This is a genomic window from Clostridia bacterium (assembly GCA_019683875.1).
Classification (GTDB): Bacteria; Bacillota; Sulfobacillia; order RBS10-35; family Bu92; genus Bu92.
The window spans coordinates 1-14,742 of sequence record JADGHN010000040.1 but is presented as its reverse complement, the minus strand read 5'-3'; the positions used below and the strand labels follow the sequence as shown (position 1 = coordinate 14,742).

Below are 14,742 nucleotides of genomic sequence, written 5' to 3'. Positions count from 1 at the left end.
TGGGGTCGTGGGGGGGGTGGCCGGCGGCCGCGGGTCGCCGGCGGGAGGCGTGCGGGCGTGGACGCCCGCCGACGTGGCCGAACTCGCGGCGTTCGTGGCCCGCGCGGCGCGCCCGCGCCGGCCGGCCGCCGGCGCCGCGGGCGCCACGGGCGAGCGTCCCGGCCCGGCGGGCGCGCGTGTGTGCGGGCTCGTGCTGGCGGGCGGCCGGAGCCGCCGCATGGGACGCGACAAGGCAGGGCTCGAGTGGCGGGGGAGAACGTGGCTCGACCGGGTGCGCGCGGCCGTGGCCGAGGCCACGGGCGCGCCGCCGCTCGTCGTGGGGCGGCGCGGCCCCGCAGGCAGTTTGGTGCGCGATCTTCTGCCCGGGTCCGGTCCGCTCGCGGGCGTCGTCAGCGGCGCGTACGGGACGCGCGCGCCCTGGATGCTCGTCGTCGCGTGCGACATGCCCTTCCTCACGTCCGAGGCCCTCCAGCCCCTCCTTGAGCGCCTTCCCGCGGCGGGCTGCGACGCCGACGCCGTGGTGCCGGTCGTCGACGGCCGGCGCCAGCTGACGTGCGCGCTGTACGCGCGACGCCAACTCCACGCCGCCGTCGCCCGGCTGGCCGAAGGCCGGCGCGGTTTGCACGCGTGGCTCGACGGCCTGCGCGTCGTCGAGGTGGGCGAGGACGCGTGGACCCGCCGCGGCCTGGATCCGCGCATCGCGCTGGCGGATGTGGACGACCCGGACACATGGAAGCGCGTCGCCGGCGTCGCCGCGCCGCCGGCGGATGCCTGAGCCCCGCCGGCCCGCCTCGGCCCAAGCGTTTGCCCCCGTTCCCGGACGCGCATACTAGCGGCACACGGTCGCGCCGCATCGCGCGCGGAACGGGGGTCCTGCTCTTGGCGCAGTCGATCGCCACCGAACGTCTCCTAAGAGACCTGCACTTCCTGAAGCGGATCGACACGTACGGCGGCGGGTGGCAGGAACTGAGCCGCCGGGACCGCACGTGGGAGGACGGGTACCGCAGCCGCTGGCAGCACGACAAGGAGGTCCGGACGACCCACGGCGTCAACTGCACCGGCTGCTGCGGGTGGAAGGTCTACGTCAAGGGCGGCATCATCACCTGGGAGACGCAGGTGGTCGACTACCCGTCGACCGGGGCCGACGTGCCCGAATACGAGCCCCGCGGCTGTCCCCGCGGCGCGAGCTTCTCCTGGTACACCTACAGCCCGCTGCGCATCAAGCACCCCTACGTCCGCCGCGCCCTGATGGAGGCCTGGCGCCGGATCCGCGCGACCGAACCCGACCCCGTCGACGCGTGGGCCAAACTTGTGTCCGACCGGGACACGGTCCAGGCCTACAAGCGGGCCCGCGGCCACGGCGGGTTCATCCGCGCGAGCTGGGAAGAGGCGTTGGAGCTCGTCGCGGCCGCCACCGTCCACACCATCAAGGTGTACGGCCCCGATCGCCTGGCCGGCTTCAGCCCCATTCCCGCCATGTCCATGGCCAGCTACGCGGCGGGTGCGCGGTTTCTCACCCTCTTGGGCGGCGTCATGACGAGCTTCTACGACTGGTACTGCGACCTGCCCATCGCCTCGCCGCAGATCTGGGGCGACCAGACCGACGTCCCCGTGAGCGCCGACTGGTACAACGCGGGCTATTTGATCGTCTGGGGCTCGAACGTGCCGATGACGCGCACGCCCGACGCGCACTACCTCGCGGAGGTGCGGTACCGGGGGGCGCGCGTGGTGGGCGTCAGCCCGGACTACGCGGAGAGCACGAAGTTCGCGGACGAGTGGCTGCGCCCGGCGCCGGGCACCGACGGCGCGCTGGGGATGGCGATGACGCACGTCGTCCTCAAGGAGTTCTACGCCGACCGCCAGGAGCCTTACTTCCAGGAGTACGCCAAGCGGTACACCGATCTCCCGTTTCTCGTCACGTTGAAGCGGCTTCCGGACGGCGACTACGTCCCCGAACGATTCCTCCGGGCGAGCGACATCGGCGTGGAGACGCCGAACGCGGAGTGGAAGCTGGCCCTGCTCGACGAGGACACGGGGCGCCTCGCGGTGCCGGCCGGCACGCTGGGTTTCCGCTGGGACGACAGCGGCCGCTGGAACCTGGAACTGAAGGACGGCGTCACGGGCGCGCCCATCAACCCCCGCCTCACGCTCCTGAACCATCAGGACGAGGTTGCCATGGTGGCCTTGCCCTATTTCGGCGGCGAGGGCAAGACGCTGCTGCGGCGCGGGGTCCCGGCCCTGAGGGTCCGCACCGCGGACGGCGACCGGCTCGTCACAACGGTGCTCGACCTGATGTTCGCGAACGTCGGGATCGCCCGGGGACTGCCCGGGGATTACCCGGCGGACGACGACGACCCGCAGCCCTACACCCCCGCCTGGCAGGAGCGGATCACGGGCGTCCGCCGCGAGCAGGTGATCGCCACCGCCCGCGGCTTCGCCCGGAACGCGGCGGCCACGCGGGGCCGGTCGATGATCATCATGGGCGCGGGCATCAACCACTGGTACCACGGGGACGCGATCTACCGGGCGATCCTGAACCTCGTCCTGCTCTGCGGCTGCCAGGGCCGCAACGGCGGGGGATGGGCGCATTACGTGGGCCAGGAGAAGCTGCGGCCCGTCGAGGGCTGGGCGACGGTGTCCTTCGCCCACGACTGGGGCGTGCCGGCGCGGCTGCAGAACGGCACATCGTACTGGTACTTCCAGACGGACCAGTTCCGCTACGAGGAGCGGACGGCCGGCCACCTCGCGTCGCCCCTGGCGGGCCGCTTCTCCGACCTGCACTTCGCCGACTACAACGTGATCGCGGCCCGCCTCGGCTGGCTGCCGAGCTACCCGCAGTTCAACGTCAACCCGCTGGACCTGGCCGACGACGTGCTGAAATCCGTCCATGCCGGCCGGACGGCGGCCTCCCCGTCGCAGGCGGCCGAGCCCGTGGCGGAGGGCCGCCCGGCCGTGCTCGGCGCGGTGCAGGCCGAGTCGGAGACCGTGTCGGCGGACGACGCCGTGGCAAGGGAAGTCGTCCGGCGCCTCAAGGACGGCACGCTTCGCTTCGCGATCGAGGACCCCGACAGCCCGGAGAGCGCCACGCGCGTGCTCTTCACCTGGCGGGGGAACCTGATCACGTCCAACGGCAAGGGTCAGGAGTACGCCCTCAAGCACCTGCTCGGCACGCGGCACGCCGTGCTCGCGGAGGACGCCGCCTCGCCGCGCCCCCGGGAGATCGTGTGGCGCGACCCGGCGCCCGAAGGCCGGCTCGACCTCTTCGTGACGCTGGACTTCCGCATGTCGGGGAACGCGCTGTACTCGGACGTGGTCCTGCCGGCCGCCACCTGGTACGAGAAGTACGACCTCGGCACCACGGACATGCACCCCTTCGTCAACCCCTTCAACCCGGCCGCGGCGCCGGCCTGGGAGGCCCGCTCCGACTGGGACATCTTCACGGGCCTCGCCCGCAAGGTGTCGGAGATGGGGGCGCGCCACCTGGGCGTCCGCAGGGACCTCGTGACCCTGCCGCTGGCCCACGACTCCCCGGACGAGCTGGCCCAGCCGTTCGGGCGCGTGCTCGACTGGAAGCGCGGCGAGACCGAGCCGGTCCCCGGCCGGACGATGCCCCGGCTGCTCGTCGTCGAGCGGGACTACGGCGCGATCCACGACAGGATGGTGGCGCTCGGGCCGCGCGTGATGGAGCACGGCGTCTCGGAGAAGGGCGAATCCTGGCCGGCGAAGGAGGAGTACGACCACCTGCGCCGCTTCCTGGGCGAGCACGCGCAGGGCGCCGCCAAGGGCTGCCCCAAGCTGGAGACGGCGAGCCAGGTCTGCGAGACGATCCTGGCGCTGTCCGGCGCCTCCTGCGGCACGATGGCCGTCAAGGGGTGGAGGGCCCTCGAACGCCGGACCGGCATGAAGCTGGCGGACCTGGCCGAGGGGCGCGCCGCCGAGCGCTTCACGATGCGGGACCTCACGGCCCAGCCGCGCCGGTCGATCACCTCGCCGGCGTGGACCGGCATCGACGAGGAGGGCCGGCCGTACTCCCCGTTCGTGATCAACGTGGAGCGGCTCGTGCCGTGGCGCACGCTGTCCGGCCGCCAGCACTTCTTCGTCGACCACGAGTGGATGCACGAGTTCGGCGAGGCGCTGCCGGTCTTCCGCCCGCCGCTCGAGCTGCCGCCCTTCGCCGCGCCGTCCGAGCGCGAGGCGGTGCCGGACCGTCCGGAGATCGCCCTCCGCTACCTCACGCCCCACGGGAAGTGGAACATCCACAGCACCTTCTGGGACAACGAGCGCATGCTCTCGATGTTCCGGGGCGGACCGAACGTCTGGCTCAACCACGAGGACGCCCAGGCGATCGGCGTGTCGGACGACGACTGGGTGGAGATGTCAGCCGGAACGGGGTGGTGATGGCGCGGGCCGTCGTCAGCCACCGCCTGCCGCGCGGCATGTGCCTCTACTACCACGTCCAGGACCGCACCGTGAACATGCCGGTGAGCCCCATCAGCCAGGAACGTGGCGGCGGCCACAACAGCCTGACGCGCATCCGCGTCAAGCCCACGCAGATGATCGGCGGCTACGCGCAGCTCAGCTACGCCTTCAACTACTACGGGCCGAACGGCAGCCAGCGGGACGAGATCATCGTCGTGCGCAGGGCGGTCGGGGCCGGCGCGCAGGGGAGCGTGTGGGCGTGAAGATCAAAGCCAACGTGTCCATGGTGATGCACCTCGACAAGTGCATCGGGTGCCACACCTGCAGCGTGACCTGCAAGAACACGTGGACGAACCGCCCCGGCACCGAGCACATGTGGTGGAACAACGTCGAGACGAAGCCGGGCATCGGCTATCCCCGCAGGTGGGAGGACCAGGACCGGTGGCGCGGCGGCTGGGAACTCAAGAAGGGGAAGCTGCAGCTTCGCGGCGGGTCCAGGCTCGCGCGGCTGGCGCGGATCTTCTTCAATCCGGATCTCCCGTCGCTGGAAGACTACGGCGACGCCGTCTCGTACGACTACTCGCCGCTTCTGGACGCTCCCGACAGCCCGGTGCAGCCGGTGGCGCGCTCTCGCGCGGCGATCTCCGGCGAGCCGCGGGACCCGCGCTGGGGCTCCAACTGGGAGGACGACCTGGCCGGAGCCACCGTGACGGCGGTGGAGGACCCGAACCTGCGGGCCATGGAAGAGGCGGTCAAGTTCGAGTACGAGCAGGCGTTCATGATGTACCTGCCCCGCCTCTGCGAGCACTGCCTGAACCCGTCGTGCGTGGCCTCCTGCCCGTCGGGCGCGATGTATAAGCGCGACGAGGACGGCATCGTGCTGGTCGACCAGGAGGCGTGCCGCGCGTGGCGCTTCTGCGTGAGCGGCTGCCCGTACAAGAAGGTCTACTTCAACTGGCACACCCAACGCGCGGAGAAGTGCACGTTCTGCTTCCCGCGCATCGAGGCCGGCCTGACGACCGTCTGCTCCGAGACGTGCGTCGGGCGCATCCGCTTCGTCGGCATGGTGTTGTACGACGCGGACCGCGTCCGCGAGGCCGCCTCGACGGAGGATCCGAAGCGCCTCCTGGACGCGCAGCTGAGCCTGTTCCTCGACCCGAACGACCCGCACGTGGTCGAACAGGCGCTGAGGGACGGCATTCCCCAGAACGTGATCGAGGCGGCCCAGCACTCGCCGATCTTCCCCCTCGCGGTCCGATGGAAGGTCGCGCTGCCCCTGCATCCCGAGTACCGCACGCTGCCCATGGTCTGGTACATCCCGCCGCTCTCTCCGATGGCCAAGCGCTTCGAGGAGCTCATGGGGACCGAGCGGGACGGAACGGACGTCCTCGCGGCCGTGGACGCGATGCGGATCCCGGTCGAGTACCTCGCCAACCTGCTGACGGCCGGCGACTGCGACCGGATCCGCGACGTGCTGCGCAAGCTCTGGGCGATGCGCCTCTTCATGCGCGCGGAGCAGTTCCACGGGCCCGACGCTTCGGCGGCGCTGGAAAAGGCCGGGCTGTCGCCCGAGGACGCCCGCGCCATGCACCGGCTCCTGGCTGTCGCGAAGTATGAGGAGCGCTTCGTCATTCCGACGACGCACCGCGAGATCGCGGAGAACGCCTTCGGCCTGCAGGGGGCGTGCGGGCTCGACTTCGCCGGCGGGCCCGGGCCGTGTCACGCGCCTCTGGTGGCCGTGGAACGGACGGTGAAACGATGACGCCGCTGGGGTGGCCGCTCCTGCTCTGGGTGATCTTTCCGTACATCGCCCTGACGATGTTCTTTCTCGGCCACGTCTACCGCTACGCGACGGACAAGTACGGCTGGGGCTCCCACTCGACGCAGTTGTTGGAGCGGCGGACGCTGCGCTGGGCGAGCCCGCTCTTCCATTACGGCACCCTTGCGGTGATCGCCGGCCACATCTCCGGGATTCTCGTGCCCATCCGCTGGTTCCACCGGCTGGGCGTGCCCGACGAGACGTACCACGTGCTGGCGATCGGCCTCGGCGGGCTCGCGGGGACGGCGATGGTCGCCGGGCTCGGGGGCCTCCTGTGGCGCCGGATGGCGTCTCCCCGGCTGCGCAAGTTGACGAGCGGGGCCGACTGGCTGGCGCTGGGGCTGCTTTTCGTGACCTCGCTGCTCGGGCTCCTCGTCGCGGTGGCCCGCAACCTGGCGATCGGCCCGTACGACTATCGCGTCACGGTGGGGCCGTGGTTCCGCGCGCTGTTCACGCTCCATCCCGACCCGACCCTGATGTTCGGCGTCCCGCTCCTCCTGCAGGTCCACGTGGAGTTCTCGCTTCTGCTGTTCGCCGTCTGGCCGTTCACGCGCCTGGTCCACGTGTGGAGCTTTCCGTTCGGATATCTCACGCGCGCGTGGATCCCCTTCCGGCCCCGCGGCGCGACGCGCGGCGGCTGGCCGGCGCGGCCGCAGCGGCGGAAGAGCCCGGTGTGACGTTGCCGTTTGCGCCTCGGCGATGCCGGCATTGTGATCCAGATCACAACCCGGTGTGACCTGCGTCCCGGCGCGGGCTCGACGAGCGCGAGACAATGGCGAAGAGCGCGAGACGATGACGCCGAAACGGGGTCACGATCATGTTTCGAACGGGCGTGGCGCGCTGGACGATGACGTATTTCGGGGCCGCCTTCGTGAGCTTTGCCGTCGCGCAGGCATTGATCGCGCTCGGCTTGGCGTACCCGTCCGCTCCTCTATTCGCGCCGTGGACGTTCGTCGCGGTGCACCTCATCACGATCGGCTGGCTGACGGTATTGATCCTCGGCGCCCTGCGGCAGTTCGTCCCGGTGATCACCGCGACGCAGCCGGAGGGCGACGCCGTCGCGGGATGGGCGCTGGTCGCCATCGACATCGGCCTTCTCGCCATGGTGGCCGGCTTCGTCGCTCTTGGCGGAAACGTTCCCTGGGCCGCCTCGCCGTGGCTCCCCCTGGGTGGCGCGCTGGTCATCGCCGGCGTCGTCGCCGACACCGTCATCATCGCCCGGCCGATCTGGCGGACGCGGCCCCTCCCGTTGCCGGCCCGGTTCGTGGCGGCCGCGCTGGCGTTTCTCTGGGTCACGGTGCTTCTCGGGCTCTGCCTCGCGCTGGCCGTCGCCCGCCCGGGAACGCTGCCGCCCGACCGGGTGGCCCGGCTGCTCGTCGACGGGTTGCCGCTGCACCTGCTGGCGGGCATCGGCGGGTGGTTCACCCTGACGGCGATGGGCGTCGGCTACAAGCTCCTGGCCATGTTCACGCTGGCGCCGGAACACCGCGGCGCGCTCGGCGACTGGTCGTTCCGGTTGAGCGCCGGCGGCCTGGCGCTGGCGGCGGTCGCCGGGTGCGTGACGATCGCGGCGCCGGCGGGCGGGGCGGCGGGCCCGGCCGTGCTCGTGCTGGAGCGCGCCGGGTGGCTGGCCGCGGCCGTGGGCGTCGCGCTGTATCTCGTGGACATGCGGAAGCTGTACGCCGAGCGCCGGCGCCGCGAGCTGGAGCTGAACGGCCGGTTCGCGGCCTGGGCGCTCGTCGCGCTGGGCGCCGGCCTCGCGCTGCTGGTCGCGGCTGCGCTCGCCGGTCAGGGGACGGGCTGGGCCGGGCCCCTGGGGTACGTCTTTCTCTTCGGCTGGCTGTCCGGCCTGAGCCTGAGCCAGTTGTACAAGATCGTCCCGTTCCTGACGTGGCTGGAACGCTTCGGGTCGAAGCTCGGCAAGGGTCCGGTGCCGCGCGTGCAGGACCTGGTCGACGAGCCGCGCGCGCGGCCGTGGTTCGTTCTGTACTTCGCGGCGGTCGGCGTGGGCGCCGCGACCGGGTTCGCGGGGCTGGACGGCGCCTGGCGGGCCTGCTCGGTGCTCTCGCTGGCGGCGAGCCTCGCGATCGGCCGGGAGCTGTGGCGGATCCGGCACAGCCCGCCCCCGCCGGCAGCGCCGTCCGTCCCACGCGGTTGACGATTCCGGCTTCAACGTTCACACGGCGAGGAGGAGATGAAGCATGACGAGCGAGCCGCTCACCCTGGACGTCCGCGACGACCTGCGGCAGGGTCGCGAGCCGCTGCCGAAGATCATGGCGGCGGTGAAACAGCTTCAGCCCGGGCAGTCGTTGCGGCTGCTCACCACGTTCGAGCCGATCCCGCTCTTCCACGTGATGGCCCACAAGGGCTTCCGGCACGAGGCCCGCCGCCTCGGCGAGGGTGACTGGGAAGTGCTGTTCATCCCGTCGGGCGCGGAGGGCGCTGAGCCGGGCGCGGCGGCACCGGCGGGCACGCCGGCGGACGGCGCGGCGAAACCTGGCGCCAGCGGCGGGACGGCGGCCGAGGACGAGCCGTGGCCGGCTCCCGCCCGCACGCTCGACAACCGCGGGCTCATGCCCCCGGAGCCCATGGTCCGGGTGCTGGAGGCGCTTGAGTCGCTGAAGGACGGCGAGGTCCTCGAGGTCTTCAACGACCGCGAGCCGATGTTCCTTCTCCCTGAACTCGAACAGCGCGGCTACGCCGTGCGGATGGAGAAGCTCGATAGCGGCGTGCGTCTCCACATCCGCCGGAAGAAGGTGACCCCGCGGTGAGCGAGGCTGAACGCGGAACCACGGAGGACAAGGTCGCCGAGCTGCGCGAGGCCCTTCGAGAGGTGATCGACCCGGAACTCGGCTACAACGTCGTGGACCTGGGCCTGATCTACGGCATCCGCGTGGAGGACGGCCGGGCGGAGATCGTCATGACGATGACGACGCCCGGGTGTCCGGCGGCCGCGTATATCGAGGAGGGCGTCCGCCAGCGTGCCCTGGCGGTCGACGGCATCCGCGACGTGGATGTCGCCGTCGTGTGGATGCCGCCGTGGTCGCCCGACATGATGAGCGACGAGGCCAAGCGCCACTTCGGGTTCGCCTGACGGCGGGGAGGAGGTGAGGACGGTGAGCGACGCCACACAGCGCACCACGAAGCCGGATGTCCTGCAGGCGCTCGCCGCGCTGCGCACGGACGACGGCCGGAACCTGCTGGCCTCGGGCCACGTGCAGGACGTGCTCATCGAGTGGCACGGCGACGCGGCCCACGTGGCGGTCGTCGTCGACGCGGAGTGGGACGGCCGCCCCCCTTCGGAGGACGAACTGGGGCGCATCCGCGGAGCGGTCTCCTGCCTGCCCGGCGTGGCGAGCGTGAAAACGATCCCCCGCTCCCTGCCGGGCGACGCGCATGGGGATGGATCCACCCCCGCGGGCCCATCCGGAGCCGCTGGCCAGGCGCCCGACGCGGCCGCGGCCCGTCGCCGCGCCGCCGCCATGCGGCCGATGGAGCCCCCGCCCAGGGTGCCGCCGGGCGCCCGGCTGATCGCCGTGGCCAGCGGCAAGGGCGGCGTCGGCAAGTCGACCGTCAGCGTCAACCTGGCCGTCGCCCTGGCGCGGCGGGGGCTGCGCACGGCGATCGTGGACTGCGACGTCTACGGCTTCAGCGTGCCGATGCTCATCGGCCTCGAGGAGGCGCCGCGGATCCAGGACCGGAAGATCGTGCCGCCGCGGGCTCACGGCGTGCAGGTGATGTCGATGGACTTCTTCGTCGCCGACAACCGCGCGGTGGTGTGGCGGGGGCCGATGCTGGGGAAGACCCTGCGCCAGTTCATGCAGGACGTCCTCTGGGACGACCCCGAGGTGATGGTGCTCGACCTTCCGCCCGGCACCGGCGACGTGGCCCTGGACGTGCTGAACTTCTTCCCGAAGGCCGGGCAGATCGTCGTGACGACGCCCGACCCGTTCGCCGCCCGGGTGGCCGAGCGGGCCGGCCGGATGGCCCTGGAAGCCGGCCACGCCGTGTTGGGCGTGGTCGAGAACATGTCGTACTCCACCTGCGAGGGGTGCGGGCGCCGATCGCATCCGTTCGGCCGGGGCGGCGGCGACGCCGTGGCCGCCGCGCTGGGCGTGGAGGTGCTGGCACGGATCCCGTTCGCGGAGACCCGTGACGGCCGGTGGGACGCCTTGTACCCCGAGGACAGCGAGGCCGGGCGGGCCTACGCCGACCTGGCCCTGCGCGTCCTGGGCGGGGAGCGGCGCGCCGGCGCGGAGGCGCAGGCGGAGACGGAGACGGCACGCCGAGGATGAGGGGAGACTGGCGATGACGAACAACGAGACCGTGGCCGAGAAGATCGTCGCGCATCACCGGTCGATGATGGAGGAACTGGACGCCCTGGTGGACCGCGTGGCGGACGCCGTGCGCCGCGGGGAGCCCCATCAGGCGGCCGCGAAGGCCGTGGCCAACTACCTCGCGGGGACGGTGTTCCCGCACGCGGAAGCGGAGGAGAAGACGCTCTACGCGGAGGCCGAGCGGCGGACCGACCTGGCGCCGCTGGTCGAGGCCATGAAGGCGGAGCACGGGCTCCTGCGAGAGTCGCTGCAGCACCTGGTGGCGGCGAAGGACGGGATCGACGCGTACGGGGCCGCCCGGGCGCTCGGCGGGCTGTTCCGCGCGCACGTGCTCAAGGAGAACGAGCACCTGCTGCCCGTGCTGGTTCGCGATCCCGCCACGGACCTGTCCGCCCTGCTCGCGGACATGCGTGAGCACCTTGCGCCGCACCACGCCGGCGCCTCGAACGACGCGAACGGCGAGCCGTCGACGGAGCCGGCGCACGGGGACGACGCTGGCGACGACGTGGAACTGGACGTGCGCGCCCTGCCCCACGCGCAGCGCCACCAGACGATCTTCGCGCTGGTCGGCCGCCTTCAGCCGGGCCGCGCCCTGGTCATCGTGAACGACCACGACCCGCAGCCGCTTCGCTACCAGCTCAACGCGCTCTTCCCCGGCGAGTTCGGCTGGGAGTACCTGGAGGAGGGCCCGGACGTCTGGCGCGTGGCGATCCGGAAGCAGCATGCCGGTTGACCGTCCGGCCAACGGCGACGAGGCCGTGGCCGCGCTGAACAAGCTGCTCGCGGAGGCGCTGCGGGCGCTGGGCGACGCCGGCGAGACGGACCGCGCCTGCCGCCTGGCCGCATCGGGGTGGGCGCTCCTCCGGGAGACCTGGCCACGGGAGGCCGAGCGGCTGAACGGGGTGCTGCACTACCTCACGCAGAGACCGATCACGGTCGCGCGCAGGCCGCGCGGCACGGACGGCGCGGCGGGCCGGCCGGAGCCGCGGTGACGTCGCACGGCCGTCCACATCGAGTTGGCGAAATCGAGTTGGAGCAAGGAGAGATGACCATGTCGAACTCAGAGGCTTGGGTGTTGGATGTTCGGGACCTGCCGCCCGCCCGCCGGCACGAGTTGATCTTCGAGACGTTCGACGGATTGGAGCCGGGCCGCGGCTTCGTGCTGGTGAACGACCACGACCCGAAGCCGCTCTACTACCAGTTCGCCGCGGAGCACCCCGGGAAGTTCGTGTGGGCGTACCTGGAGAGCGGTCCGGAGGTCTGGCGGGTGTGCATCGGGCGCGCGCTGGAAGGGCGCGGGGCCTGAGGGGCGGAGGGGCGCGCCGGTGACCGCCTGGACGCTTCCGGCCGTCGCCGTGGGAGCCTGGGCGCTCTATGGGCCGGTGGCCGACGCCTGGTTCCGCTTCGTGGACCCGCGGGTCCTGCGCCGCGCGCGGCGCGTCCGGCGGCGCGTCGTGGCGCTGACCTTCGACGACGGCCCCGACCCGCGCTACACGCCGGACGTCCTGCGCATCCTCCGCGAGCACGGCGTGGCCGCCGCCTTCTTCCTGGTGGGGGAGCGCGCGCGGCGCCACCCGGATCTGGTGCGGGACATCGTCGCCGCGGGACACCTCGTGGCGAATCACACGCGCAGCCACCGCCACGCCTACCTGCTTCATCCCGCGGCGGCGTGGCGGGAGGTGACGGAGGGCGCGCGGCTCATCGAGGCGGCGGGCGCCGAGGCCACGGCGTGGTTCCGCCCGCCGTGGGGCTCCTTCAACGCCGCCACGTGGCTGGCCGCGCGCCGCCTCGGCCAGCGCCCGGTGATGTGGTCGGCCATCGTCGGCGACTGGCGCGCGGGCACGCCGCCGGAGGTGATCGCCCGCCGCGTGCTGGCCCGGCTGGCCCCTGGCGCCGTCATCGTCCTCCACGACGCCGGCGGCGCACCCGGCGCGCCGGCGCAGACGGTTGCGGCGCTCCCTACGGTGATCCGCGGCGCGCGGGCGCGGGGCTTCGAGTTCGAACGGCTGGACCGGTTGCTCTCCTAGTACTTCCACCGCCGTCCGATGCCGACATGCGCCAGCGCCCAGCGCACCAGCATCGCGACCGCGCCGGCGCCCAGCGGCCAGCGGTGCAGGCGGCGCGGCGACGTCGCGATCCAGCTCCGCTCCAGGTGCCCCACCAGGTGCCCGGCCGCTTCCACCCGTTCCAAAAAATCCTTGTCCTCGGCCAGGTGCAGGTCCTCGCGAAAGCCCCCCAGTTCAAGGAAGAGGTCGCGCCGGCAGTAGAACATCTGAGCGCGGATGCCGAACCGCCGCTTGCCGAACTCCAGCAGGTTGAAGAAGAAGCGGTCGCCGGGCCGGTGGGAGTCGGCCACCACCCGCACGCTCTCCGCGACGGCGCCGAGCCGCGCGCGGCGCGCCACCCAGGCGGCCAGGTCGGGCGCCGCGCGGGAGTCGGCGTCGAGGAAGACGATGATCTCCCCGCGCGCCGCCCGGACGCCCCGGTTCTTGGCGCGGGACCGCCCGGGAACCGGCTCCTGCACGAGGCGCACCGGGACGCCGGGATGCGCCTCGATGAAGCGGGCGACCACGCCGACGGTGTCGTCCTCGGACGCGTTGTCCACCACCACCGCTTCCACCGCCGTGCCCGTGTCCGCCTGCGCGCGGACGGATTCCAGCGCCGCCCCCACGTACGAGGCCTCGTTCCGCGCGGGGATGACGAACGAGATGCCGCCGGGCGCCCCGGCCCGCCGCTCCCGAAGGATGGCGAGCGCCTGCGCGGTCTCCTCGAACGCGGCGGCGAGGTAGGCGACGATGTCGGCGGCGTCGGGGAAGCGGGGATCGCGGGCGCCCGGGCGCGGGCGGTACAGGGTCGCGCCGCTGTCCGAAACGACGCGCGCCACGTGGCCGCGCCGGCAGGCCATGCGCAGCCGCTGTCCCAGGGCACGATCCGGATCCCGGGCGAGGTCCGGTTCCAGTTCCGCCTCCGGCGGGAGTTCGTCCAGAAGCCTGCGGCAGGCGCGAAGGATGGACGGTTCGTCGGCCGGCGCCGGCAACGCGTGGAGGGCGGCGGCGAGAACGTGGCTGGCGGAGAGCGGGCGCAGCACGGCCAACGACAGGCGGAAGTCGCCGGCGTCCGGCGGGGGCGCGAGGCGCACCGTCATGCGCATGCGCCCGGGAGCCCACGGGTCGAAGCTGACGGCGGCCGCGACCAGGCATCGCGCCGCCGGACGCAATCGGTCGAGCGCCTCCCGGAGGCGCCCCATGCGGCCGTCGGACGTCATGCGACCCTCCGGGGTGAGGTACACCGTGCCTCCCCGTCGCAGGGCGCGCTCCACCTCCTCCAGTTGCCGTTCGACGCGCGGCCGCAGCGCGCGCTGCACCTCCTCGCGGTAGGGGGAGCGGAGATCCCTGGGCGAGACTTCGAGCTGGCCCAACTGGGCGCGACGGCCCCAGAGGTCACGCAGGCGGACCCGGTCGATGTCGCGCGCGCCGGACAGCGGGCCGCCGGGCTCCAGAGCGCCCGCGTCCAGGATGTCCTTGAGAGGGAGGTCGCCGCGCCGTCGCCAGATCTCGTAGGCGAAGCTGGCCAGCGGGCGACGTCTCGGCATGTTCTCGATGGGGAGCACGCCGAGCGCGCGCAGGACCGGGCCCACGTTCCAGCGCTTCACGAGCGGGCGCAGCCAGCGCGGCGAGCGCGTCGCCAGGAAACCGGGCTCAAAGAGCCGCTGCGACGCCACCGGGTGGACGCGGCGGGAGAGGGGCCTGCCCAGCAGCAGGACGGCGGGCAGCAGGAGGCCCTCCAGGTCGTGGGCGTGGTTGCTGACGACCAGCGTGGGGACGGCGCGCCGCGGCAACCGGCCGTCGACGCGCGTGCCATAGGCCAACCTGACGTACAAGAGGAGCGCAGCGGCCAGCCCCAGGCGGAAGGCCTGAAGTGCCGCCTCTGCGAGGCGAGCGCGCAGCAAGCCACCCACCCCGTTCACAAAAGCGTTCCGTGCCGAAGAAGACGCCAACACCTGCAGCATACATCTCGGGTCTGCGCGCGAGGGAGTCCGCGGGCGTTCGGCTCCGGGGCCGGCTTCGTGAAGATCGTCCAGGCGACAAGGGCCCGCGCCGTGGCGGCGCAGGCCCTGTCGACCCCGAATCCCTTGGCCCGCCCTACGCGCCCACGTTGCCGTTGCCG

14 protein-coding genes are annotated in these 14,742 nt (G+C 72.5%); 13 read left to right on the top strand and 1 reads right to left on the bottom strand.

Annotated elements, in window-relative coordinates; translation table 11 throughout:
* The 13 genes from IRZ18_04830 to IRZ18_04770 all read left to right on the top strand — a co-directional run.
* A partial coding sequence (locus IRZ18_04830) for a molybdenum cofactor guanylyltransferase (GenBank protein ID MBX5476433.1) occupies positions 1-775 on the top strand: 775 nt, incomplete at its 5' end.
* Positions 730-4,398 carry a nitrate reductase subunit alpha gene (locus tag IRZ18_04825; GenBank protein MBX5476432.1) on the top strand — a complete coding sequence of 1,223 codons (3,669 nt, stop codon included), beginning with the start codon at positions 730-732 and terminating at the stop codon, positions 4,396-4,398. The genes IRZ18_04830 and IRZ18_04825, both read left to right, overlap by 46 nt.
* Positions 4,398-4,682 (top strand): hypothetical protein, encoded by a 285-nt coding sequence (locus tag IRZ18_04820; protein ID MBX5476431.1) that lies wholly within the window; start codon positions 4,398-4,400, stop codon positions 4,680-4,682. The genes IRZ18_04825 and IRZ18_04820 overlap by 1 nt, the downstream gene beginning before the upstream one ends.
* Complete coding sequence (gene narH, locus IRZ18_04815; protein ID MBX5476430.1) at positions 4,679-6,181, top strand: nitrate reductase subunit beta; 1,503 nt, start codon at positions 4,679-4,681, stop codon at positions 6,179-6,181. The genes IRZ18_04820 and narH overlap by 4 nt, the downstream gene beginning before the upstream one ends.
* Positions 6,178-6,915, top strand: a complete 738-nt coding sequence (narI, locus tag IRZ18_04810; protein ID MBX5476429.1) for a respiratory nitrate reductase subunit gamma — start codon at positions 6,178-6,180, stop codon at positions 6,913-6,915. The genes narH and narI overlap by 4 nt, the downstream gene beginning before the upstream one ends.
* A 140-nt stretch (positions 6,916-7,055) precedes the next feature.
* A complete protein-coding gene (locus IRZ18_04805) occupies positions 7,056-8,396 on the top strand; it encodes a hypothetical protein (GenBank protein MBX5476428.1) in 1,341 nt (446 codons plus the stop codon).
* 43 nt (positions 8,397-8,439) lie between these two features.
* Complete coding sequence (locus IRZ18_04800; protein MBX5476427.1) at positions 8,440-9,009, top strand: DUF2249 domain-containing protein; 570 nt, start codon at positions 8,440-8,442, stop codon at positions 9,007-9,009.
* Positions 9,006-9,332 carry a metal-sulfur cluster assembly factor gene (locus IRZ18_04795; protein ID MBX5476426.1) on the top strand — a complete coding sequence of 109 codons (327 nt, stop codon included), beginning with the start codon at positions 9,006-9,008 and terminating at the stop codon, positions 9,330-9,332. The genes IRZ18_04800 and IRZ18_04795 overlap by 4 nt, the downstream gene beginning before the upstream one ends.
* A 22-nt stretch (positions 9,333-9,354) precedes the next feature.
* Positions 9,355-10,533 (top strand): Mrp/NBP35 family ATP-binding protein, encoded by a 1,179-nt coding sequence (locus IRZ18_04790; protein MBX5476425.1) that lies wholly within the window; start codon positions 9,355-9,357, stop codon positions 10,531-10,533.
* 13 nt (positions 10,534-10,546) lie between these two features.
* Positions 10,547-11,308 carry a DUF2249 domain-containing protein gene (locus IRZ18_04785; GenBank protein ID MBX5476424.1) on the top strand — a complete coding sequence of 254 codons (762 nt, stop codon included), beginning with the start codon at positions 10,547-10,549 and terminating at the stop codon, positions 11,306-11,308.
* Positions 11,298-11,567, top strand: coding sequence for a hypothetical protein (locus tag IRZ18_04780; GenBank protein MBX5476423.1), 270 nt, complete (start codon positions 11,298-11,300; stop codon positions 11,565-11,567). Before IRZ18_04785 ends, IRZ18_04780 begins: the two co-directional genes overlap by 11 nt.
* Before the next feature lie 59 nt (positions 11,568-11,626).
* A complete protein-coding gene (locus IRZ18_04775) occupies positions 11,627-11,881 on the top strand; it encodes a DUF2249 domain-containing protein (protein ID MBX5476422.1) in 255 nt (84 codons plus the stop codon).
* A gap of 19 nt (positions 11,882-11,900) precedes the next feature.
* Entirely contained in the window at positions 11,901-12,602 is a 702-nt protein-coding gene (locus IRZ18_04770; GenBank protein MBX5476421.1) for a polysaccharide deacetylase family protein, read from the top strand.
* On the opposite strand, the gene IRZ18_04765 is transcribed toward IRZ18_04770, so the two are convergent.
* Positions 12,599-14,524, bottom strand: coding sequence for a glycosyltransferase (locus IRZ18_04765; GenBank protein MBX5476420.1), 1,926 nt, complete (start codon positions 14,522-14,524; stop codon positions 12,599-12,601). The genes IRZ18_04770 and IRZ18_04765 overlap by 4 nt on opposite strands.
* Positions 14,525-14,742: the final 218 nt, after the last annotated feature.

Excerpts from the sequence above, each read along its gene's own strand:
- IRZ18_04825 (MBX5476432.1), top strand. The coding sequence starts at position 730 with ATGGAAGCGCGTCGCCGGCGTCGCCGCGCCGCCGGCGGATGCCTGAGC.
- IRZ18_04820 (MBX5476431.1), top strand. The coding sequence starts at position 4,398 with ATGGCGCGGGCCGTCGTCAGCCACCGCCTGCCGCGCGGCATGTGCCTC.
- narI (MBX5476429.1), top strand. The coding sequence starts at position 6,178 with ATGACGCCGCTGGGGTGGCCGCTCCTGCTCTGGGTGATCTTTCCGTAC.
- IRZ18_04805 (MBX5476428.1), top strand. The coding sequence starts at position 7,056 with ATGTTTCGAACGGGCGTGGCGCGCTGGACGATGACGTATTTCGGGGCC.
- IRZ18_04800 (MBX5476427.1), top strand. The coding sequence starts at position 8,440 with ATGACGAGCGAGCCGCTCACCCTGGACGTCCGCGACGACCTGCGGCAG.
- IRZ18_04785 (MBX5476424.1), top strand. The coding sequence starts at position 10,547 with ATGACGAACAACGAGACCGTGGCCGAGAAGATCGTCGCGCATCACCGG.
- IRZ18_04780 (MBX5476423.1), top strand. The coding sequence starts at position 11,298 with ATGCCGGTTGACCGTCCGGCCAACGGCGACGAGGCCGTGGCCGCGCTG.
- IRZ18_04775 (MBX5476422.1), top strand. The coding sequence starts at position 11,627 with ATGTCGAACTCAGAGGCTTGGGTGTTGGATGTTCGGGACCTGCCGCCC.